Below are 20427 nucleotides of genomic sequence, written 5' to 3'. Positions count from 1 at the left end.
ATTTACGTTACAAACCTTTGCAATAATATACATATGAAGACTTACGTATTTTACTGCGTTTTAATCCCAAAGTTATTTACTTAATTGTATTTCTGTTAAATAGGAGGGCGAATGGGGTTAATTATTATAGTGTACCTTTTCATTACGGAAGGAGGCGCAGTATTTTATAGATAACTTCGTCGGAAAAAGCAATTTCTTGCGGTATTTATTTAACGAAATCCACACTTTACAGCTTGTACAAATAGTAAGATGTGCGGTAAAATGTGGATAATGATAAACATCGTTAAGAGTGAGCGGTATCAACAACCGTATTGAACAAAAACATTCCTCATAATACGTTTTCAACCTCTAAAGTATCGTAATTAAGCGAACATAGCTTTTTATTATCGATACATCGTCCACATCCCAATGTCTTTAAATCCTAACCGTTTATAAATTCGTCCAGCAGTTGGATTGTTATAAAACAGGCAAAGTGTTCGGCTTTCTTTCGTAAAGTCTTGAATCATTTTTTGTAATATGAGTGAAGCAAATCCATTTCCGCGGTAATTCGGGTGTGTACATACGCCAACAACCATTGCAGATAATGAATTTTCAGCGGAAGTAGAGGCGGATGCGATGATTGCATCGTCTTTTTCAATATAATATGTACGTCCTGTATTTGTTTCGAGAGCTTGCCTTAAAATTTTTTCTGATTCATGAGCAGTCGGGAATTCATCGATGCTACTTCTTAATTGCATAATTCGCTCTACATCATCTAGTGTGGCAAGCTTAATTGTTTCTTGGGCAGGCGTACTAGGCAAGTTGTCGGCATCTATACATTCGCAAAAATACATTTCATTTTTGGAGCCTAATTGTAGACTGGAAGCAGTTTCAAACCTTTCTACAATAGTTGACTTACCAGAGAGTTTAAGCGGCTTATATGTGGAAAGAATTGTCTCATAATCAGTGGTAACAAGTTCTTCTTTACTATAGGGTATAAATGAATCGTGGAATCGGAGTAGAATTGATTTTAATGTTCCATTCTCTTTAAATACGCCCCATAATTCTTGAAAATCTGTGTCATAACCGAAAGCTTCAATATCTCCAATAATAAACAAGTTAAGGGCTGCTTCTTCTTTTAGGTAAGCGAATACTTGTTCATGATCTTTCTTTGTTAATTTTCGCATCATAACGAATCGACCTCTTTTTTTATTTTTCTAAATATTACAACTTAAGTTTTTTGAAATCAATATAAAATTTTATGTTTAGTTCACAAACTTTCGGAAAAACTAGGAAAGATATGACAAAGGAGGTTATGAACGGTGGATCATCCAATTCAAGGATTAATGAAAGCGGCAATGGAAAATTTAAAAGAAATGGTCGATGTAAATACGATTGTTGGAGAGCCTGTTCAAACGGCTGACGGTGGTGTAGTGTTAACGGTTTCTAAAGTAGCGTTCGGTTTTGGAGCAGGAGGTTCTGATTTCCAAACGAATGATGGACAAAGAGCGAACGGTAACCCTGCATTTGGTGGCGGTAGCGCGGGTGGTGTTTCTATTACACCAGTAGCATTTCTTGTGGTGAATAAAGATGGAGTAAATATTCTTCATTTGCAAAATGCGACACATTTAGCAGAGAAAATGATTGAATTAGCTCCACAAACAATTGATAAAATTCAATCGATGTTCCAAAAAGATGAAAAGAAAGAGGGAAATCATCATCCTCAAAACCCAGATGAAATCCTTTAAAAACGCCTGCTTACAAGCAGGTGTTTTTTCTTGTAATCACTATGTAATAAAACACATGAAATTGTAAATAGTTTTTGAAGTTTTTTCTATGTTTCTAAAATTTTTCATGTTAAAATATGCTATAGAATTGAAACATATAAAACGAAGGTGGCTAGGTGCTTTGTCTGGAGGATCTGACCAAGTAAAGAATATGATATATATTAATGGTAATCGTCGAGGTCATTGTTTTATTACATCAGGAATTACGTTTAAAGAGTTTGCAAGTAACATCCCTTCACCGCTTCATCAAGTGTTGCTTTTAAAGCATAATTTTGAATGGACAGATTTTCATTATCATACTTTATTTGAATATGTTGAGGAAGAAAATATACATAAGTTAATTCAAGCAGAGATTGATGAATTTGATGAATTTTGTTGGGTAGATTTTGATGATGCAAGCGATTTAGATGAACTAGAGCCAAAAGAAATTGCAGAGCTTTTATATTTGGCTCACAAAAAAGAACCACTTGCAAGAACGTTCTTTCCGTTATTGAAAAATAGATTTGTTTATTTTTCACATGATGACGGATGGTACAACAAAGTGTATTATCGTAGAATTGCTGATTTTGTAGGAATGTTAAGTAAAGTTATTCCTTATAAACTTGGTGCTTTCGGTAAGAAACGTTTTTCTTTCTTCCAAAAATCAAAAATTTTCCCAGCAATTTCAAAAGAAGTGATTATGGGGCTTATTCCATTAATGGAAGATGGTCTTTATATTGATCTCGCAGGGAAAATTGAGTCAAGAAGGGGTCTTGAAATTCCGGTATATGTAGTAGGTTCGTATGAAAGTACGGATGAGGTGCTAGATAATATCGATGAATTAAAAGAAGAAGCAACAGAGACAGGGTGGCTCATTTTTGATAAGAAAGAACAAGAGTGGCAATGGGTTGTGGACTAAGAAAACTTGGCGCATGCAGTCAAGTTTTCTTGTCTTTTGAAAGGAGTACAAATGAAGAAATATTATACAATTGTGGGTATTGTAAGTATTATTCTTGTGGCAATTTTACTTATAACTTGTCCGAAAGAATCAGATTTTAAATTGTATCTAGAAGATAAGTATGCATTGAAATGTGACGAGAGTAGTTTTGAATGCACACAAAATGTAGCTGGTAAAAAAGAAAAACTAAAATTTGAAAGTACAGATGCACGAAATGGTGTATTCTTTATGACTGTAAAGCAAACATTTAAAACAGAAGCTGATGTTACAAAAGAATATAGCGGGGTAGGAATGTTTGGTACATTTCTTTTTGTTTCAGAGAAGACTTTCTAGTAATAGAAGGTCTTTTTTTTATGCTTATGTTCATATAGATGAAGTAAGACAAGCATAGGAGGGATATTGATGAAGAAGGAATGTATTGTTTGTGGCGGTGAGGAGTTTTTCTCTTCTACATTATACGCACGTACGAAACAAGATTGGGCATATGCGCCAAATATGTATCGATTTGAAAAGGTATTTATTGAGCATCGGGATGAAGAAAATTATCCAGTGTTTCAAGAAATTACAGCGAAGCATTGTTGTGGATGCGGTCATATTATGTTGTATCACGAATGAACACACCAAGTATAACTTGGTGTGTTTTTTTAAAACGCTGACAAAGCAAGCGGATAAAGTAAAGTAAATAAAACAGAAAAACTACCAAAACCAATTGCTGTATATCCAAGTGTTCTTGCTCCAAAATTGACAGCTAATAAGCCAACTAAAATCGCAAGAGAACCGAGTGTAACCGGATAAAATGCAATGGAGAAAAGCGAAAGAAATAAAGCGACATAGCCTATCATTGCACCGGTATTTGTACCTTCTATTTCATTTGCAATTTCTTTACGTTTATGTCTAATTGGAATGCCAGCTGGTGATATTTCAGCTGCATACTCTTCGTTTTTTTCACCACTTTTAAAATGATGATTTCTCTTTCTTCGCATGTACATCCCTCTCTTTCAATTGGGTGTACTTATATTATCTTTCATAAAGAGAAGAACATGAGTATGAGTTAAACCCAAGTAAAGCAAAAATTGGAGAATAAAGATTCCTTTATTAGCATGTACATTTCCTAATGAAGATAAAACAGGAATTTTGGAAAATGATGTAGAATGAAATGAGTGATAAAGCGTGAAGGTAGGGGAATGTATGACGAAATTTAATTGGCATGAATCAGCAGAGAAGAAATGGGATAGTAGTGCAGAGTTTTGGAATCAAAATAGTCAGGAGATGTGGGATAGTGGGAGTAGGAGTACGATTATTCCATTTTTTGAACAATATGTGAAGAAAGAAGCCAAGGTGCTTGACGTTGGTTGTGGAGATGGATACGGTACATATAAATTAAGTCGCGCGGGCTATAAAGCAGTTGGAGTAGATTTATCAGAAGTGATGATTCAAAAAGGGAAGGAGCGCGGAGAGGGACCGGATTTATCCTTTATAAAAGGAGATCTTTCGTCCTTACCGTTCGAAAATGAACAATTTGAAGCAATTATGGCAATTAATTCTTTAGAATGGACCGAGGAGCCATTACGAGCATTAAATGAGATAAAGCGTGTTCTAAAAAGTGATGGGTATGCATGTATTGCAATTTTAGGACCGACAGCAAAGCCGCGCGAGAACAGTTATCCTCGTTTATACGGCAAAGACGTTGTTTGTAATACGATGATGCCCTGGGAATTTGAACAGTTAGCGAAAGAACAAGGTTTTGAAGTTGTAGATGGAATCGGTGTATATAAGCGCGGAGTAAATGAGAAGATGTTAGGTCAACTATCTACAGAGTTACAACAATCGTTAACATTCTTATGGGTATTTATGTTAAAAAACGTATAAAGAAATGAAAGAATTTTTAGGAGGTAAATAAGTGCAGAAAATACAAAAAACTGATACAATATCATCAGAACCAATTAAAGGGGGACTAGGGTATATGACAACTACTACAACAGTTAAATCCGACATTGAAATCGCACAAGAAGCAAGTATGAAGAAGATTCAAGAAATTGCAGCTGAATTAAATATTTTAGAAGATGAATTAGAGCCATACGGGCATTATAAAGGTAAGTTATCTCTTGATATTTTTAAGCGCTTACAGAATGAGAAAGACGGTAAAGTTGTTTTAGTAACGGCGATTAACCCAACTCCAGCTGGAGAAGGTAAATCAACAGTAACAGTTGGTTTAGGTCAAGCTTTTAATAAAATTGGTAAGAAAACAGTAATTGCACTTCGCGAACCATCTCTTGGACCAACGATGGGGCTAAAAGGCGGAGCAGCAGGTGGTGGTTTTTCACAGGTTGTACCAATGGAAGACATTAACCTTCACTTTACTGGAGATATCCATGCGATCACAACTGCTAATAACGCGTTAGCGGCGTTTATTGATAATCATATCCAACAAGGAAATACACTTGGAATTGATACGCGTAAAATCGTTTGGAAACGTTGTGTTGACTTAAATGATCGTGCCCTTCGTAACGTAGTAATTGGTCTTGGTGGACCGGTTCAAGGTGTACCACGTGAAGACGGTTTTGATATTACAGTAGCATCTGAAATTATGGCCGTATTCTGCCTTGCAACAGATATTCAAGATTTAAAAGCACGTCTATCACGCATCGTAGTTGCTTATAATTTTGCAAATCAACCTGTAACGGTTAAAGATTTAGGGGTAGAAGGTGCGTTAACATTATTATTAAAAGATGCATTAAAGCCAAACTTAGTGCAAACGTTAGAAAATACACCAGCTATCATTCACGGCGGACCATTTGCGAATATCGCTCACGGTTGTAACAGTGTTATCGCTACTACAATGGCAGCAAAATTAGGTGATTATGTTATTACAGAAGCTGGATTTGGTGCAGATTTAGGTGCTGAGAAGTTTTTAGATATTAAAGCTCGTGCAGCTGGCATTAAACCAGAAGCAGTTGTTATTGTTGCGACGATTCGTGCGCTTAAAATGCATGGTGGCGTAGCAAAAGATCAATTAAAAGAAGAAAATGTAGATGCATTAGCAAAAGGTATGGAGAACTTACAGAAGCACGTTGAAACAATTCAAAGCTTCGGTGTGCCTTTCGTAATTGCAATTAATAAATTCATTACAGATACAGATGCAGAAGTTGCATACTTACAAGAATGGTGTAATGAGCGTGGCTATGCGGTATCCTTAACAGAAGTTTGGGAGAAAGGTGGTCAAGGCGGAGTTGACCTTGCTGAAAAAGTGTTAAAAGAAATTGAAAAAGGTGAAAACAACTACGCACCACTTTATGAATTAGAATTACCATTAGAAGAGAAAATTCGTACAATTGCTCAAAAAGTGTACGGCGCAAAAGATATTGAATTTGCTCCGAAAGCACGTAAACAATTAGCTCAATATGAAGGCGAAGGTTGGAGTAACCTACCAATTTGTATGGCGAAAACACAATACTCTCTTTCTGACGATGCAACGAAATTAGGTCGTCCATCTGACTTTATCGTTACAATTCGTGAGCTAAAACCATCTATTGGTGCAGGCTTTATCGTTGCGTTAACAGGAACAATGTTAACAATGCCAGGCCTTCCAAAACAACCAGCAGCACTACAAATGGATGTAAATGAAGATGGAAAAGCAGTAGGTTTATTCTAAAAGGTTGTAATTCATCTCGTTTATCTGTAAACTATATATACATCAAGTGGCGCCTTTCCATCGAAAGGCGCCTGTTTTTTGGAGGAAATTATGTTTGATCCAACTGCTTTTGATAATTTAAAAGTAATCGTAGAAGGCGCTGTTTATGATTTTGATTTACATGGAGATATTCTTGTAACTGATCGAAAAGATATGATGGACCTTGCTTCATTAAGTCGTATATATCATATTTCATTTCAATTAACAGAACCATTCGAACCGTTAGTAGAAGCAACATTTTCACTATCTGTAGATGCAAAGAACTTGTCTGGTGAAATATTAGAAGTACCACAATTTACACCAGGTTGTGAAATGAAATTAGCATTTTCATTCCCGATAGAAAAACCAGAAGTAATGTGCGAAGAAATTGAAACTTTCATGCATTCTATATGGGGAAAAGAAAGAATGATTACGCAAAAACTTTCATACGAATATAATAAGCAAGCGATTTCATATCATAATAAGGTAGAGGTTCTATTTCAAAAAGCGATTACAGAAGACCATGTTGATGATTTAATAGCTGTTATTTCACACATGATAGAAACGGTGCGAACAATACAACATTTTCTTCAAAAATAGAGATAAAGGAGAAAAACAAATGATAAAAGATATGCAACCATTTTTACAACAAGCTTGGGAGAAGGCTGGTTTTAAAGAGTTAACTGAAATTCAAAAACAAGCGATTCCAACTATTTTAGAAGGACAAGACGTTATAGCTGAATCTCCAACTGGAACAGGAAAAACATTAGCGTACTTATTACCCCTTTTACATAAAATTAATCCTGAAGTAAAACAGCCACAAGTTGTTGTTTTAGCACCAACACGTGAACTTGTCATGCAAATTCATGAAGAGGTTCAAAAGTTTACAGCAGGAACTGAAATTTCAGGTGCATCTTTAATTGGTGGTGCAGATATTAAGCGCCAAGTAGAAAAATTAAAGAAACACCCAAGAGTGATTGTCGGTTCACCGGGACGTATTTTAGAATTAATTCGTATGAAAAAGCTAAAAATGCATGAAGTGAAAACAATTGTATTTGATGAGTTTGATCAAATTGTAAAACAAAAGATGATGGGCGCTGTACAAGATGTAATTAAATCTACGATGCGCGATCGTCAATTAGTATTCTTCTCGGCTACAATGACAAAAGCTGCAGAAGATGCGGCACGTGACTTAGCAGTTGAACCACAATTAGTACGTGTAACACGTGCAGAGTCAAAAAGCTTAGTTGAGCATACGTATATCATTTGTGAGCGACGCGAGAAAAATGATTACGTAAGAAGAATTATGCATATGGGCGATGTAAAAGCAGTTGCTTTCTTAAACGACCCATTCCGTTTAGACGAAATTACAGAGAAATTGAAATTCCGTAAAATGAAAGCAGCGGCTCTTCATGCAGAAGCAAGTAAACAAGAGCGTGAAGCGACGATGCGTGCTTTCCGCGGAGGAAAATTAGAAATTTTACTTGCTACTGATATTGCAGCACGCGGTATCGATATTGACGATTTAACACATGTAATTCACTTGGAATTACCAGACACAGTAGACCAATATATTCACCGCTCTGGACGTACTGGACGTATGGGTAAAGAAGGAACTGTTGTATCTCTTGTAACACCGCAAGAAGAGCGTAAATTACTACAATTTGCGAAAAAACTAGGTATCGTATTTACGAAGCAAGAAATGTTCAAAGGATCATTTGTAGAAACAAAACCGAAAGCACCAAAGAAAAAGAAACCAGCATTTACTGGGAAGAAAAAGCCTAGATAAATGATGAGGAAGGCGTAACTATTTGTAGTTACGTCTTTTTTATTTGTAATCAAGTGATAAAGGGTTAAGGTTAGGAGCTAACATAGTAACAGCCCATATTGGGAAAATCCCTGATGATGAAAATAGTGAGCACTATGATAAAATGCTACGTGTTTGTAATGAAATAGGGGACTTAGCGTTCAGATTTGGAGGATTCTTCGCCATTGAGACGGGATCTGAAAAAGCGATAGTGTTAAAGCGGTTTTTAGAAAATATAAATTCAAAAGGATTAGCGGTTAACTTTGACCCAGCAAATTTAATTAGTGATGTAAATGAAAATCCGGTAGAAGGTTTATTGCTATTAAAAGATTATATAGTACAAACTCATATTAAAGATTGTACAGAAGTGAAAAGCGATAGTTCAAGTAAGTATATTGAAGTAGCAGTAGGAAATGGTGAAGTGGATTTCGATATATTCTTCAAGGTATTAGATGAAATTGGATTCAATGGATATAACATGATTGAAAGAAATGATTATTTTGATGAACTGGATGGGATGAGTCAGTCGATAAATTTTGCAAAGAAGTACATACCAACTCAAAAGGAATAACGATAGTATTTGTAGAAAGCTACATAGAATATAAAAACCATTAGGGGGAAATGCAATGATCCATAAAGTAGGACAAATTATGTTATATGTAAATAATCAAGATGAGGCAGTAAATTTTTGGACGGAAAAGGTAGGATTTCATGTAGTTGCAGAGGAAGATAATAAACAAGGAATGAGATGGATTGAAATCGCTCCAACTAACGGTGCTGAAACGAGCATTATATTACATAATAAAGAAGTTATCTCTAAGATGAGCCCAGAATTGAATCTTGGTACACCGTCTTTAATGTTCTTCTCAGAAAATCTTGATCAATTATATGCAGATTTAAAAAATAAAAATGTTACTGTTGGCGAAATGGTAACTATGCCTTCTGGTAAAGTATTTAACTTTGCTGATAGTGAGGGGAATTATTTTGCGGTTATGGAAAAGAACCGATAATAATATTGTTATGTGAAAATCCCCCTCAAACATATTGAGGGGGATTAAATCTTTGAAATGAATTTATCATGAGAGAGTTGTTTAATAAAAAATGTTCCTTTTTCAATAGCGGTTTCCATATAACCGACAATTTGATTAAACGTAAACACCTGTAAGTCTTCATGCAAATGTTGCTCTGGATACAACATATCTTCAAAAAGATATTTTCGAAATTCTAAAACATTTTCTTTAGAAACCTCTTCAATATCGACAATGTGAGCATCTTGATTGAGAAGCGAGAAGAGCTGTTGTTCTTTATCATAATGATGAAGCAACTTTGCATTTAACAATTTAAAATCGTTATAGTACAGGGGTGCGATCGTTTCATCATTTTCTATTCTATTTTTTAACCAAGGAAGAAAAAAGCCGCTTAGCCAATTATCATCAGCAATGAGGTGAGTGTAATAGCCTAAGAGAAAAGGGGAATCCATTTGAGCTTTATATTTTTGAAAAAAAGAATTAAAAGCTATCCTTCTCGTATAATTTTTCGTTGTGCCAGCGTAAAAGTGTGAAGTTCCTTTTTCTTCTGCTGAATGAACCGCATCAGGTGCTACACCTCCGAGTATGAAAGAAGTTCTATCTCGAATACATAGTTTTTCGGCAATACCGTTAGCGATAATAGCATGCATAATTCGTGATCCCATGAATGACACCTCGGTTTCAAGTATTCATTTCAGGAGGAGGACTGAACAGTTAGTATTACTTTCCCTGTACTTTTTCTACTTTCGACCCATTCATGTGCTTTCCCTGCATCTTGGAGTGGAAAAGATTTTGTAGCCTTCATTTGCAAACGTCCGTCACGCAAATAACGGAAAACTTCATTTGCAGTTTCTTGGAGTAGTTCAGGACGTTTTTTTCGTGTAGTTCCAAAGCTAAAACCGAGTATAGAACGGCAACTTGCATGTAAATCTTTCGTTTGAAAATTGCCAATTTCACCACTAGCATTACCGAAATGAACGAGGCGACCGTAATAAGCAAGACATTTTAAACTTCTTTCCGAAACAGTTCCAGAAATAGAGTCTAAAATTATATTTACGCCCTCTCTATTTGTCAGCTCATTGACTTTCTCTACAAAATCTTCATCTTGATGACAAATAACATAATCAGCTCCGGCATCTAAAGCAATTTCTTTTTTTGCTTCACTTCCGACAGTACCGATAACTTTTCCAGCCCCTAATAGTTTTGCAAGTTGAATAGCAGTAGTGCCAATTCCACCAGCAGCTGCATGAATGAGTACAGATTCACCTTGTTGAAGCCTTGCTACATTTGCAAGTAAATTATAGCTTGTGAAAGATATGATCGGACAAGCAGCTGCAGTTTGAAAATTAACTTCATCAGGTAAAACGAAAGTAAGATTTTCATTTGCGACAACATATTCTGCATAAGATCCATTTTGAGGAAATGCAATGACACGTTGGCCAGGATAAATATTTTTCACATGAGAGCCGACACGTTCTACAATACCAGCGGCATCTATCCCAGGTATAAAAGGTAGTGCTGTATTTCCCTTTTTTCCATAACGGGATTTAATATCAGCGAAATTTACACTAGTAGCAACAACACGAATTAAAACTTGATTTTCTGAAATAACCGGCATATCCACATCTGTATATTTCATCACTTCAGGACCACCGAACGATGTTACAATGATAGCTTTCATTATTTATCCCCCTAAATTTGACTATATAAATCATTTTAAATCTTTATCAGGAATTGGAAAATTATATAATAGTTATGCAAGGTTATAAGTGAAGCTTATGAACGTATTGAATCATTATATTAATTTATATAAAAAACTTTTGAAAAAATCGAACGAAATATAGATTACTTGCCAATATAAAGTGTAAGACAAAGGAGGGGTGGTATATGAAGGATGAAACAGTGTATACAGATTTGATCCAATTAACTTTATCAGGAAATAAAGAAGCGTATAGCGAATTATATGATGTAACGATTCACGAAGTATATAAGACAGCACATTTTTTAATAGATGATAAAGCGGATGTAGATGATGTCGTTCAAGAAATATACATACAGCTATATGAATCGCTTCGTAAGTATGATAGCGAGAAGCCATTTCGTCCTTGGCTAATTGGACTTGTAATTAAACAAATTCACTCTTATAGAAGAAAGAGGTGGATGCGACTACGAATTATAAAAAAAGCAGAAGAGCAAAGAAAACCGGTACAAAGTGATTTTTCTAACGATGTTGTAAGTAAAATATCAAATCGAAAACTAATCGAACTTATTCATAAATTACCGTATAAATTGAAACAAGTTATTATTTTAAGGTACTTGCACGACTACTCACAAGAAGAAGTAGCAGAAATATTACATATTCCAATTGGTACTGTGAAATCTAGAATTCATTCGGCTTTAAAGAAACTACGTCAAAAAGAGCAAGTAGAAGAAATCTTTTTAGGAGAGGTAGGGAATGTGAAATGAGTTTAGATTGTAGAGTTCGAGAATCTATACAAGAAGAAGTGAAGGGGATTGTTGCGCCGCCGGAGTTAAAAGAAAAAGTAATCGTTCAAATAAAAATGAAGCGTGGGGGAAGTAAGAAGAAGAAACGCCTTATCGCAGGAGTACTTGCAGCGGCGTTTTTAATCCCGACAACTGGTTTTGCATATCAATCTATTATGGCAGATGGTATATACGGGTCTTTTGAAAACTTAAAAAAACATGCTGGAACGATGACATTAGAGGCGTACATGCGTTTTAGTGCAAAGCTATCAAAAGCGAAAGATGAAATGAGTACAAAAGAATATGAAGTGTTTACAAAAGAACTAAAGAAATTAACGAATGCAAAGCTTGCGTATGGAGATTCGAACGGTAATATTGATTATGATGCATTATCATCAGCAAAAAGAGAAGAAATGAAAAAGGTAAGTATGGGCCTTCAACCATACTTTGATAAATTAAATGGTCATAAATCAAGTAGGGAAGTATTAACGCAAGAAGAGTTTGATCGCTATATGGAAGCTTTAATGACACATGAAATCGTACGAGTGAAGACAAAATCAACTGGTGCAATAAAAGTAGAAGAAATACCTGAGGCATATAAAGAAAGATTTATGAAAGCGGAGCAGTTTATGGAGTATGTGGATGAACTGGTTAAATAGAAAGGGAGAACCTGTGAAAACTCAGGTTCTCCTTGTTTAGTTAAGAAATATAATGTTCGCATGTATTTTGGGTGAGGAGTATATTTTTAAAAATAAGATATATCTGGATCAGCTGTATGGCTTTGCTGTGGGAATAAAAATCTTTCAAAATATGGTGAGGATTGTCCTTGTAATCGTAGTTGTTTTTCAATTTCAACTGCAAAACGGCGAGCATCTTCTGCAGTGCGCTTCCCGGTAACAATATCATACATTAAGTTTAAAGCCATAAAGTTAGCAGCTTCTAGGTCACATTTAGCAGTTGCTTCACCAGCAGTACGATCTAAATATAAACTACCATCAAATTTCGTTAATTCATCTAAAAGTTGTATAGGTGCTTTAAAATCAATCGTTTGTGCTAAATAGTCAAGATGAGGTGTTGGAAAGTTATGAGGAACTGGGTCGAGGTAAACCACAGTGCGCTTCCATGGTCCATTATTGTGCCAAATTATCATTCTAGTACTGGCGTCACTGGGTAAACCGTATTTATTAATTAAAGCGTAAACTGTTTTTTTCTGATCTCCACTCCAATTATTTAAAATTTGATCTAAAACAGGATGGACTCCAGTTTGTTGTCGATAATGGTCATTAAATCCATAAGTCATTACAATCCCCTCCTAAATATATAGTAAGTAAAGCATTCCATTTTTATTATATGATAAGTGTTTGTATTTAAAAGTAACTAAGAGTTTTTTTGTTATTTTATAAATGTAGCAGCGAGAAACAAGGGAGCACAGAATCATTCTTCATTTTTGCTATTCACAGGATCCTTTTGTATAAAACAATCTAAAAGGGAATAACCAGCTATTAAACTAATTATCGTAACAAAAGTTGTATTGATAAGAATAATATTAGTTATATAAGGTAGGTATGCACCAACTGGTGAAAAGAGTAGAGCTGGAGAAAAGGAAATGAATAGCGTAGGCAACGTAATTGCAATAAATTTATCCGTTTGAAAGCTCCAGTTTTTTTTACTCGTTTCGCGATTAATAGATTGAAGGAATCGTAATAAAATGCCAACGATAAGAGGGAAGAGTGTAAAGTAGAATAATCTTGGATAAACGTTAAAGTTTACTTGTGCGTCTGTATCTAAATAAAATTGAATTTTCACTCCGATAAATAATAATAAGACGATAAATAATGTAAAGCAGAGGTATAGCATCACTTTTTGCATTATATTTCACCATCCTTTACTCAAAATATATTCAAAAAAAGAAGAGATATACAATAACTACTGTTGTATATCTCTTCTTTTACGGTTATTTAATAGTGGTGTTTGCTTTTTCTTGCTTCGTGAAATAATCTATAATGCCCATCGCACTAATTTCTATATCTAGATGTAAAATGTTATAAACGGAATGATCTGATGGAACGTTTAACTTTGTAAGGTGAGAAGAGACCTTATCCATTAATACAGTTTGCAAAGCTTTAGTAGCCTCATCGAAATCATTATATTTTTCAAAGACCTCTTTACCAGTATGAACGAAAATAGGTAACCAATGTTCTAGTTGCTTATATACTTCTGTAACATTGGATGATGCGCCGTAATGGCCGAAATAAATAGTATCTACATTCATACTTTGAATATGATTTTTAGAAGCAATCATCGCATCTGGTTGGAATTGTGAAGGGGACGTTGATGGTAGATACAGTTCTACACCAAGGTCTGCGAGTTCTCTATAATAAATTCCAATTGTATCGCCAGTAAAAATGCCGTTTGTTAATGAATCGTGAATGCTAATATGGTGCTTTGCATGTCCCGGTGTATCATAAAATGTAAGGATGCGGTCTTCTGCAATTTGTAACGTATCACCATGTTGTACAATATGAACACGTTCTTCTTCAATTGGAAGAATTGGATCAAAAAGTTTATCGAAATCTTCTTTGTACACAGCTTTTGCACCTAAAATGAGTTTTGTTGGGTCAATCATATGACGAGCACCGCGAGAATGCACATATAAAGTAGCATTTGGGCATTTTTCCATCATTAAACCAGCAGCACCGGCGTGATCCAAATGAACATGTGTAACGATAATGTTTTTAACTTCGTTTAAATCAATATGTAATTGTTGTAAGCCGTCTAAAATATACGGAAGAGAAGGGGCTGCACAAGTTTCAATTAAAGTAATATCATCACCTAATAAAACGTACGTACCAGTTCGTTCATTATGTTGTAAATCAAAATCATCAATCAGATATAGGTGAGAAGATAATTGTTCTACTTTTTTCATCTTTACCACTCCTTATATACGGTATGTAACTATTATACGCTAAAAATACAAAAAGGCAGAAAACGAAAGTTTCGTCTTCTGCCTTTTTGTAATGTTCTTATTGTCTTTGTTGTTTATTAATAGACATAACGAATAGTCCAACAATGCCGCCAACTAATGGAAGCATAATCTCTCCCGCTAAATTAAAGTAGGAGCTTAAAAATAAACCATTTACATCGATTACCCAGCCAATCACATACAATAACATCATATATAGTACGAAATAAAACTCGCGATTTGAAATCGTTTCATGTTGTGCAGTTTTCATATTGAACACCATCCTTTTCTATAATAATAGAATATAAACTGTCACATTTTGTTCACAATTCAATTGTAAAACTTTCCATCATAAAAGTCTAGTAATTTGTGTCGAATTTTCGAACGAAAATAAAGCGCTTTCAATTGTAAGGAGAAATACGTAATAAGAGCTGTATATTCACGAATGTAGTATAGTATAAACATAGAATGATAGTGTAGAGAGGGGCAGGAACAATGACAATTTATGATTTTTCAGCTAAAACAATTACAGGTGAAGAAAAATCGTTAAAAGATTACGAAGGAAAAGCACTTCTTATTGTAAATGTAGCTAGTAAATGCGGGTTTACACCGCAATATAAAGGATTACAAGAAGTATATGATAAATATAAAGAACAAGGGCTAGAAATACTCGGTTTCCCATGTAACCAATTCGGAGGACAAGAACCAGGTACAGAAGCAGATATTACAAGTTTTTGTGAATTAAACTACGGTGTAAACTTCCCAATGTTTGCAAAAATTGATGTAAAAGGTGATAAGGCTCATCCTCTGTATACATACATGACAGAACAAGCACCAGGTTTACTCGGTATGAAAGCAGTAAAATGGAACTTTACAAAATTTCTAATTGGAAAAGACGGAAAAGTAGTAGGGCGTTTTGCACCGCAGACGAAGCCGGTGGATTTAGAGGTTGAGATTGAGAAGGTACTTGGCGAATAACTAGGAGTTTCACTTTATTAAAAAATGCCTCAAAGAACTATTTTGTTCTTTGAGGCATTTTATTTACATTCACATTGTCAATATTAAATCGCTGAATGGAAGTCATTTGATTTAGGTGGAGAAGCAGCTTTTTTCATAAGCACTTCCCATAAGTGTACGGATTTTTTCCATTCTGCTGCGGCTTGTCCTTTTTGATACATAGCATTCTCATAACTGAAAGTAAGTTGTTGCATATCGGCCGAGTTGTAAAGTGTATCAACATGGAGAGCATATTCTCGGAATGTTTGACTCTCATCTCGTCGTATACCAATTCGCGCAAATTGTTTTAGGAGAGAATCGTAAGCTTTTGTATAAACGGCATCATCTTTTCGATATTTATAGAAATGAATGATAAAAAGCGTAATCCATTTCATTCTAGTGATGAATAGAATGTATCCTATAATACTAATCGGTATTGTAGAGAGGAATACGTACCACCAAGAAAATCCATTTTTAGAATTTGGAATCTTTTTAGTAGAAGCTTCTTCTGTATCTTCTATTAAACTTTTGAGCTTTGCTTCATTGTTTCGTTGTTGTATTGGTTCGTTATTAGAATTATATACTTCGTTATTTTGTAAAGTAGGAGCAGGAGTATTATTTGTAAAATTATAGGGATTCGTAAATCCTTTTGTCGGTTCAAATGGAATCCATCCGTATCCAGGGAAGTATACTTCGACCCAAGAGTGTGCGTTATCGTTCGCGATTTTATAAACATCCTCACCTTCAGCACCCACAAGCGTATTATCAAGAGTTCCTTCTGTATAACCTTTTACCCAGCGAGCGGGAATTCCAGCAGAACGAAGTAACACGATCATAGATGTCGAGAAATTATTACAGTAGCCACTTTTTGTATCGAAAAGAAATTGATCTACATAATCTTGGTTTTTGGCAGGGAATGAGACATTCGTTGTTTCATATATAAAAGAATGGTCGGTGAAATAGTTTTCAATAGCTAATACTTTATCGTATCGGGTGTCTTTATCCTTTGTTAGACTACTAGCTAAGTCTCTTACTCGCTGCGGTAATGCTTCTGGAAGTTGCGTGTACTTTGTCATGAAATAAGGATTTGTTTCTTGACCTTCATTCGTTTTTACAGCTTTTAAGTTTTCTATGGAAAACTCCGGGACCTCATATGTTACTTTATAAGAATGTAAAGTAGTGGAAGAGTCTCCGTCCATCGTATAGATTTTTTCTGAAAATGGGTCAACGCTGTATGATACATCGGAAGAAGCCTCAACTGATACTAACCCTGCTGGATAGGTAAGGTGCGGATACCTTTTTTGCATGGTGATTGTTGCCTTAGTTGTCTCTGTTTTTGTATTTTGTTCGTACCAACTCACGACGTCGTTTTTATTTTTAAAAGTAACCTTCTTTTGATTTTCAGAAACTTCCCAACCTTTTCCGGTATAAAAATCTTTTGTTTCTACTCTCCAATATTGTTTGTTTTGCGTTGCTGCTGTAAAAACAATTGTAGGATCTGCTTTAAAAGGACCACCTAATCGTGAGTCATCTAAACCATACCCAATTTTAGAAACTTCTTGCTGTTTACTTGCTTCAGATGTGTTGAATTGTAAAAAATCCATTGGGTTTGGCCATTGAGGACCAAATTTTGGAGCGAAGTATGCGATGGTTGCTGACAATACAATAAATACTGAAAGAGGTTTAAGTAATTTTGAGATTTCTCTAGCATAATTTTGTAAGTGTTCACTCTCTTTTATACGTTCTATGCGAAGAAGACTCAGCATAAAAAAGCCGATGACAACGGTACGAATAATAGCGTAGTTTGCATTGTATAAATGTAAGTTATGAAAAATTGTGATATAAATAATAGTCAATATAAGAAATAACAATCCACGCTTTTTATGAATCAACCAAAAAGAGATGAAAGCACTCAAAAACCAAAATGATAGAAAAAATAAAACGGTTGGAAAAACTGGAGAAATATCTAGCAAATTCCCCTGGAATAACAGGGAGGAATTTCGAGAAATATCAGTAAAAAATTTCGTTAGCCAAGACGGATTTATAAAAATATTTTTATAATATAGGAGATGAATGATGAATAAAATTGTCACGATCTTTATCGGAATCTGCCACTTTGTTTGAAAAAAAGAGAGTGTGAAGCAAATTCCTATAAATATTACAAAAATATCTAATCTACCTACGTTTGTAATACCTATAAGGGGTCGTATCCATTCTAGTAAAAGTAGAAATGCGCATGCATGCATGAAGAATCTAGTCATATCCCATTGTTTTTTTGTCTGTAATGTTATCATTTGCTCACCTCAAAAAACACATTTGTATATCGGTTTTCATAAACCACATTTACAAATATTTTTCGTTTTTGTAGAGTTTCTAAAACACTGAGTTCTCGATGTGAGAGTTGATTCGGTTTTTCTTTTACAATAAAAACTAGTAATTTTCTATTTTGTATAGCGGCATAGTCAGCTGCCTTTTGAATATCGGGAGAAAGATCGCTTGTCACGAGTATAATTGTTACGGGCTCATAAACTTTTCTTAATTCCATTTCTACACTCCGGGAGAGCGGGAATACACTGTCCGCTTGTACTTTCGCTAAATGACAAAAGATTTGCTGCAACTGACTATCTCCATTGTCTAAAGGGAAAAAAGTTCGTTCTTTTCCGACAGACACAAATGACGCTGGTGAATTTTGCTTCAATACAGCCCTGACAATAGAGGCAGTAAATGTGACGACTGATTCGAATAGAGGAGACTCAGTTCTGTCTATGAATATCATAATATTATGGCTGCGCTGTTGTTCAAACTCTTTCGTCATAATGTTGTTTGTTCTTGCAGTTGCTTTCCAATCAATCCATGAAAAGCGGTCACCAGGTTTATAGTCTCTCACACCGACAGAAATGGTAGAGTCTTTTGTGAAATTTATATTTGCTGAGAGCGCTCCTTGCTCGAAATGGTTTTCCAATTGCTGATACGTTATATCTACATACTGAGGATAGACTAAAAATGTATCCGGAACTGAAAAAGTTACTTCTTTCTCCATCATACCGAATAGATCACCAGTTTTGACGCGTATGCTTGAAAAAGTGTGCTCTCCTCTAGGGATTGTGTCAATTGCATATTGAAACGAAAAATTTCGTTTTAATCCTGGAAAGAGTATTGTTTTATTCATCTTTGTTTGTCTACAACTTGTAAGGTGTGGTGGCAGTTCATCTTCTATAACTAAATAAAGTAAGGGGAAAGGAAATTTTCTTTTTATTGTAATCGTGCTTACAAATCGTTCTCCTGCTACATAATCGTTTTGATTTGTTATTCTTTTTACTTCAGCACCCCGTAAAGCGTAGAAGGGGAATAATAATGAATAAAGGCCAATAGGAACCATACTGTAAAATAAAAACCAACTTACAAATCCTCCTTGAAGCATAGCGTACACAAATGTTAACACTAGGCATAAAGGGATTAGTAATAACTTCAAAACGTGATATAGTGCTCGTAGCATGCGTTTCATCAAAGGTTCATCTTCCTTTGAGTCGGCACGGTAGTTCGCGCAACGATTTTTGAAATAACTTGTTCCCCTGTTATTCCTTCAAATTTTGCTTCCATTTTTAGAATGAGTCTGTGAGCTAACACGTAAGGAGCTAAAAATTTAACATCGTCTGGAATAACATAATTTCTGCCATGGATGAATGCATAAGCTTGTGAAGCTTTCATTAAAGCAATCGAGCCACGTGGACTTGCACCTAGTTGTATAGAACTATAAGAGCGAGTTTGACTAACAAGCTTTACAATGTAATGCTTGATTGCTTTGTCCATGCTTATTTCCCGTGCGCTTTGTTGCAAATAAAGTAATTCTTCTATTGTAGTAATAGCTTGTAAAAGGGAGAGGGGATTTGGTTTTTCCATCCGGTTTAAAACTTCAAATTCTTCTTCTGGTGAAGGATATCCCATTTTTAGCTTCAATAAGAAACGATCGAGCTGGGCTTCTGGTAAAGGATATGTTCCCTCATATTCGACTGGATTTTGTGTAGCCATTACAAAGAATGGTTTTGGTAACGGTCTTGTCATACCATCTATTGTAATATTGCCTTCTTCCATACTTTCAAGTAAGGCAGATTGTGTTTTGGGAGATGTACGATTAATTTCATCAGCAAGTATAAAATTCCCCATGATTGGTCCAGGCTTGAACTCGAATTGGAGCTCTTTCGGATTGTAAATAGAAACACCTGTTACATCTGACGGTAGTAAATCAGGTGTGAATTGAATTCGCTTGTAATCAGCATCAATAGATTTAGAAAGAGCGCGTACTAACATTGTTTTCCCAACGCCAGGAACATCTTCTAATAGTACATGACCTTCAGCTAAGAGAGCTGTCAAAGCTAAAATCGTTTCTTTTCTTTTTCCGACCATTAATTTTTCAATATTGTTAATTATTTTTTCTATAATGGGATGTAATGAATCAAGTTGGTGCATCGTAATCCTCCTAATGTTATTATCGTTTTCTAATCTATTTAGTGGAAAATAGAACGTACCTCTCTATGTGCGAGTATAAAACTATTACCTTTAATTCTAAGAATATTCAGATTATTTATTCTGATTACATCTAGTATAATTGTTTCAGTAACTAAGGGCAATATGGTAAATAATGATTTCTAGTTTTATAAATGCATTCAAATGGCTGTTTCCTATATTTATAAAGAAAAACGTAGGAGTTTCTCCTACGTTTTTCTTTTGCAAAATAGTCAATACCTCAAAATACTATTCTTCTATTAATCAAGATTTA

General features: G+C 35.0%; 23 protein-coding genes and 1 pseudogene. 13 read left to right on the top strand and 11 right to left on the bottom strand.

The genetic code is table 11. The features are described from left to right. Nucleotides 1-383 precede the first annotated feature (383 nt). Nucleotides 384-1169 (bottom strand): GNAT family N-acetyltransferase, encoded by a 786-nt coding sequence (locus ACTFNE_RS12700; RefSeq protein WP_046197576.1) that lies wholly within the window; start codon nucleotides 1167-1169, stop codon nucleotides 384-386. A 132-nt stretch (nucleotides 1170-1301) separates the two neighbouring features. Here ACTFNE_RS12700 and ytfJ point away from each other — a divergent pair, with 132 nt between their 5' ends. The 4 genes from ytfJ to ACTFNE_RS12680 all read left to right on the top strand — a co-directional run bounded on the left by ytfJ (nucleotide 1302) and on the right by ACTFNE_RS12680 (nucleotide 3318). After that, nucleotides 1302-1727, top strand: coding sequence for a GerW family sporulation protein (gene ytfJ / locus ACTFNE_RS12695; RefSeq protein WP_000349987.1), 426 nt, complete (start codon nucleotides 1302-1304; stop codon nucleotides 1725-1727). A gap of 160 nt (nucleotides 1728-1887) precedes the next feature. Beyond that, a complete protein-coding gene (locus ACTFNE_RS12690; protein WP_000014090.1) occupies nucleotides 1888-2664 on the top strand; it encodes an oxalate:formate antiporter in 777 nt (258 codons plus the stop codon). Between the two features lie 51 nt (nucleotides 2665-2715). Beyond that, the gene (locus tag ACTFNE_RS12685; protein WP_000761178.1) at nucleotides 2716-3036 is read left to right on the top strand and encodes a hypothetical protein; all 321 of its coding nucleotides are present in this window, start codon (nucleotides 2716-2718) and stop codon (nucleotides 3034-3036) included. Between the two features lie 69 nt (nucleotides 3037-3105). Continuing rightward, nucleotides 3106-3318: a hypothetical protein gene (locus ACTFNE_RS12680; RefSeq protein WP_000711202.1), complete on the top strand. Its 213-nt coding sequence runs from the start codon at nucleotides 3106-3108 to the stop codon at nucleotides 3316-3318. A 29-nt stretch (nucleotides 3319-3347) separates the two neighbouring features. Here the strand turns inward: ACTFNE_RS12680 and ACTFNE_RS12675 are convergent, their stop codons facing one another. After that, complete coding sequence (locus tag ACTFNE_RS12675; RefSeq protein ID WP_001253199.1) at nucleotides 3348-3686, bottom strand: hypothetical protein; 339 nt, start codon at nucleotides 3684-3686, stop codon at nucleotides 3348-3350. 187 nt (nucleotides 3687-3873) lie between these two features. On the opposite strand from ACTFNE_RS12675, the gene ACTFNE_RS12670 reads away from it, so the two are divergent. The 6 genes and pseudogenes from ACTFNE_RS12670 to ACTFNE_RS12645 all read left to right on the top strand — a co-directional run bounded on the left by ACTFNE_RS12670 (nucleotide 3874) and on the right by ACTFNE_RS12645 (nucleotide 9190). After that, nucleotides 3874-4572 carry a class I SAM-dependent methyltransferase gene (locus tag ACTFNE_RS12670; RefSeq protein WP_141108616.1) on the top strand — a complete coding sequence of 233 codons (699 nt, stop codon included), beginning with the start codon at nucleotides 3874-3876 and terminating at the stop codon, nucleotides 4570-4572. A 94-nt stretch (nucleotides 4573-4666) separates the two neighbouring features. Further along, a complete protein-coding gene (locus tag ACTFNE_RS12665; protein WP_012644371.1) occupies nucleotides 4667-6355 on the top strand; it encodes a formate--tetrahydrofolate ligase in 1689 nt (562 codons plus the stop codon). A 90-nt stretch (nucleotides 6356-6445) separates the two neighbouring features. Then, complete coding sequence (locus ACTFNE_RS12660) at nucleotides 6446-6973, top strand: hypothetical protein (protein WP_000460208.1); 528 nt, start codon at nucleotides 6446-6448, stop codon at nucleotides 6971-6973. A 19-nt stretch (nucleotides 6974-6992) separates the two neighbouring features. Then, the gene (locus ACTFNE_RS12655) at nucleotides 6993-8162 is read left to right on the top strand and encodes a DEAD/DEAH box helicase (protein WP_000588613.1); all 1170 of its coding nucleotides are present in this window, start codon (nucleotides 6993-6995) and stop codon (nucleotides 8160-8162) included. 52 nt (nucleotides 8163-8214) lie between these two features. Then, nucleotides 8215-8751 (top strand): annotated as a pseudogene (locus ACTFNE_RS12650) (sugar phosphate isomerase/epimerase family protein); the annotation flags it as partial. A 55-nt stretch (nucleotides 8752-8806) separates the two neighbouring features. Then, the gene (locus tag ACTFNE_RS12645) at nucleotides 8807-9190 is read left to right on the top strand and encodes a VOC family protein (protein WP_000581474.1); all 384 of its coding nucleotides are present in this window, start codon (nucleotides 8807-8809) and stop codon (nucleotides 9188-9190) included. A gap of 44 nt (nucleotides 9191-9234) precedes the next feature. Here the strand turns inward: ACTFNE_RS12645 and ACTFNE_RS12640 are convergent, their stop codons facing one another. Together ACTFNE_RS12640 and ACTFNE_RS12635 are read right to left on the bottom strand one after the other, a co-directional pair. Beyond that, entirely contained in the window at nucleotides 9235-9873 is a 639-nt protein-coding gene (locus ACTFNE_RS12640; RefSeq protein ID WP_046197573.1) for a hydrolase, read from the bottom strand. A gap of 29 nt (nucleotides 9874-9902) precedes the next feature. Further along, on the bottom strand, nucleotides 9903-10889 hold the full coding sequence (locus tag ACTFNE_RS12635; protein ID WP_046197572.1) for a quinone oxidoreductase family protein: 987 nt from the start codon (nucleotides 10887-10889) through the stop codon (nucleotides 9903-9905). Between the two features lie 206 nt (nucleotides 10890-11095). Between ACTFNE_RS12635 and ACTFNE_RS12630 the strand changes: the two genes are divergently transcribed. Beyond that, nucleotides 11096-11674 (top strand): sigma-70 family RNA polymerase sigma factor, encoded by a 579-nt coding sequence (locus tag ACTFNE_RS12630; RefSeq protein ID WP_000651119.1) that lies wholly within the window; start codon nucleotides 11096-11098, stop codon nucleotides 11672-11674. Next, nucleotides 11671-12351: a DUF3600 domain-containing protein gene (locus tag ACTFNE_RS12625; protein WP_046197571.1), complete on the top strand. Its 681-nt coding sequence runs from the start codon at nucleotides 11671-11673 to the stop codon at nucleotides 12349-12351. The genes ACTFNE_RS12630 and ACTFNE_RS12625 overlap by 4 nt, the downstream gene beginning before the upstream one ends. A gap of 86 nt (nucleotides 12352-12437) precedes the next feature. Here ACTFNE_RS12625 and ACTFNE_RS12620 read toward each other — a convergent pair whose 3' ends face one another. The 4 genes from ACTFNE_RS12620 to ACTFNE_RS12605 form a co-directional block, all read right to left on the bottom strand. Further along, on the bottom strand, nucleotides 12438-12992 hold the full coding sequence (locus ACTFNE_RS12620) for a hypothetical protein (RefSeq protein WP_046197570.1): 555 nt from the start codon (nucleotides 12990-12992) through the stop codon (nucleotides 12438-12440). A 134-nt stretch (nucleotides 12993-13126) separates the two neighbouring features. Continuing rightward, nucleotides 13127-13561 carry a hypothetical protein gene (locus ACTFNE_RS12615; RefSeq protein ID WP_046197569.1) on the bottom strand — a complete coding sequence of 145 codons (435 nt, stop codon included), beginning with the start codon at nucleotides 13559-13561 and terminating at the stop codon, nucleotides 13127-13129. A gap of 85 nt (nucleotides 13562-13646) precedes the next feature. Continuing rightward, nucleotides 13647-14618, bottom strand: coding sequence for an MBL fold metallo-hydrolase (locus ACTFNE_RS12610; protein WP_000754987.1), 972 nt, complete (start codon nucleotides 14616-14618; stop codon nucleotides 13647-13649). Nucleotides 14619-14715: 97 nt separating this feature from the next. Next, nucleotides 14716-14925, bottom strand: coding sequence for a DUF3925 family protein (locus ACTFNE_RS12605; protein ID WP_000844978.1), 210 nt, complete (start codon nucleotides 14923-14925; stop codon nucleotides 14716-14718). 224 nt (nucleotides 14926-15149) lie between these two features. Between ACTFNE_RS12605 and bsaA the strand changes: the two genes are divergently transcribed. Next, nucleotides 15150-15632, top strand: coding sequence for a glutathione peroxidase (gene bsaA / locus ACTFNE_RS12600; RefSeq protein WP_000158181.1), 483 nt, complete (start codon nucleotides 15150-15152; stop codon nucleotides 15630-15632). An 83-nt stretch (nucleotides 15633-15715) separates the two neighbouring features. On the opposite strand, the gene ACTFNE_RS12595 is transcribed toward bsaA, so the two are convergent. Genes ACTFNE_RS12595 through ACTFNE_RS12585 form a run of 3 tightly spaced genes read right to left on the bottom strand, consistent with a single transcriptional unit; the run spans nucleotide 15716 to nucleotide 20117 of the window. Further along, complete coding sequence (locus tag ACTFNE_RS12595; protein ID WP_270705237.1) at nucleotides 15716-17944, bottom strand: transglutaminase TgpA family protein; 2229 nt, start codon at nucleotides 17942-17944, stop codon at nucleotides 15716-15718. After that, complete coding sequence (locus tag ACTFNE_RS12590; RefSeq protein ID WP_270705236.1) at nucleotides 17941-19155, bottom strand: DUF58 domain-containing protein; 1215 nt, start codon at nucleotides 19153-19155, stop codon at nucleotides 17941-17943. The genes ACTFNE_RS12595 and ACTFNE_RS12590 overlap by 4 nt, the downstream gene beginning before the upstream one ends. Beyond that, nucleotides 19155-20117 (bottom strand): AAA family ATPase, encoded by a 963-nt coding sequence (locus ACTFNE_RS12585; protein WP_270705235.1) that lies wholly within the window; start codon nucleotides 20115-20117, stop codon nucleotides 19155-19157. The genes ACTFNE_RS12590 and ACTFNE_RS12585 overlap by 1 nt, the downstream gene beginning before the upstream one ends. Nucleotides 20118-20427 lie beyond the last annotated feature (310 nt).

The organism is Bacillus cereus group sp. MYBKT111-2 (assembly GCF_051915205.1).
GTDB classification, from domain to species: domain Bacteria; phylum Bacillota; class Bacilli; order Bacillales; family Bacillaceae_G; genus Bacillus_A; species Bacillus_A paranthracis.
The sequence above is the reverse complement of the archived record's forward strand: the minus strand, read 5'-3'. Positions and strand labels throughout refer to the sequence as shown.

Bases quoted from the DNA above. Each gene is read 5' to 3' on its own strand.
- ACTFNE_RS12610 (WP_000754987.1), bottom strand. From the start codon at position 14,618: ATGAAAAAAGTAGAACAATTATCTTCTCACCTATATCTGATTGATGAT.
- ACTFNE_RS12640 (WP_046197573.1), bottom strand. From the start codon at position 9,873: ATGGGATCACGAATTATGCATGCTATTATCGCTAACGGTATTGCCGAA.
- ACTFNE_RS12680 (WP_000711202.1), top strand. From the start codon at position 3,106: ATGAAGAAGGAATGTATTGTTTGTGGCGGTGAGGAGTTTTTCTCTTCT.
- ACTFNE_RS12625 (WP_046197571.1), top strand. From the start codon at position 11,671: ATGAGTTTAGATTGTAGAGTTCGAGAATCTATACAAGAAGAAGTGAAG.
- ACTFNE_RS12660 (WP_000460208.1), top strand. From the start codon at position 6,446: ATGTTTGATCCAACTGCTTTTGATAATTTAAAAGTAATCGTAGAAGGC.
- ACTFNE_RS12615 (WP_046197569.1), bottom strand. From the start codon at position 13,561: ATGCAAAAAGTGATGCTATACCTCTGCTTTACATTATTTATCGTCTTA.
- ACTFNE_RS12630 (WP_000651119.1), top strand. From the start codon at position 11,096: ATGAAGGATGAAACAGTGTATACAGATTTGATCCAATTAACTTTATCA.
- ACTFNE_RS12685 (WP_000761178.1), top strand. From the start codon at position 2,716: ATGAAGAAATATTATACAATTGTGGGTATTGTAAGTATTATTCTTGTG.
- ACTFNE_RS12700 (WP_046197576.1), bottom strand. From the start codon at position 1,169: ATGATGCGAAAATTAACAAAGAAAGATCATGAACAAGTATTCGCTTAC.
- ACTFNE_RS12675 (WP_001253199.1), bottom strand. From the start codon at position 3,686: ATGCGAAGAAAGAGAAATCATCATTTTAAAAGTGGTGAAAAAAACGAA.
- ACTFNE_RS12605 (WP_000844978.1), bottom strand. From the start codon at position 14,925: ATGAAAACTGCACAACATGAAACGATTTCAAATCGCGAGTTTTATTTC.
- ACTFNE_RS12585 (WP_270705235.1), bottom strand. From the start codon at position 20,117: ATGCACCAACTTGATTCATTACATCCCATTATAGAAAAAATAATTAAC.
- bsaA (WP_000158181.1), top strand. From the start codon at position 15,150: ATGACAATTTATGATTTTTCAGCTAAAACAATTACAGGTGAAGAAAAA.
- ACTFNE_RS12590 (WP_270705236.1), bottom strand. From the start codon at position 19,155: ATGAAACGCATGCTACGAGCACTATATCACGTTTTGAAGTTATTACTA.
- ACTFNE_RS12635 (WP_046197572.1), bottom strand. From the start codon at position 10,889: ATGAAAGCTATCATTGTAACATCGTTCGGTGGTCCTGAAGTGATGAAA.
- ACTFNE_RS12620 (WP_046197570.1), bottom strand. From the start codon at position 12,992: ATGACTTATGGATTTAATGACCATTATCGACAACAAACTGGAGTCCAT.
- ACTFNE_RS12655 (WP_000588613.1), top strand. From the start codon at position 6,993: ATGATAAAAGATATGCAACCATTTTTACAACAAGCTTGGGAGAAGGCT.
- ACTFNE_RS12665 (WP_012644371.1), top strand. From the start codon at position 4,667: ATGACAACTACTACAACAGTTAAATCCGACATTGAAATCGCACAAGAA.
- ACTFNE_RS12595 (WP_270705237.1), bottom strand. From the start codon at position 17,944: ATGATAACATTACAGACAAAAAAACAATGGGATATGACTAGATTCTTC.
- ACTFNE_RS12645 (WP_000581474.1), top strand. From the start codon at position 8,807: ATGATCCATAAAGTAGGACAAATTATGTTATATGTAAATAATCAAGAT.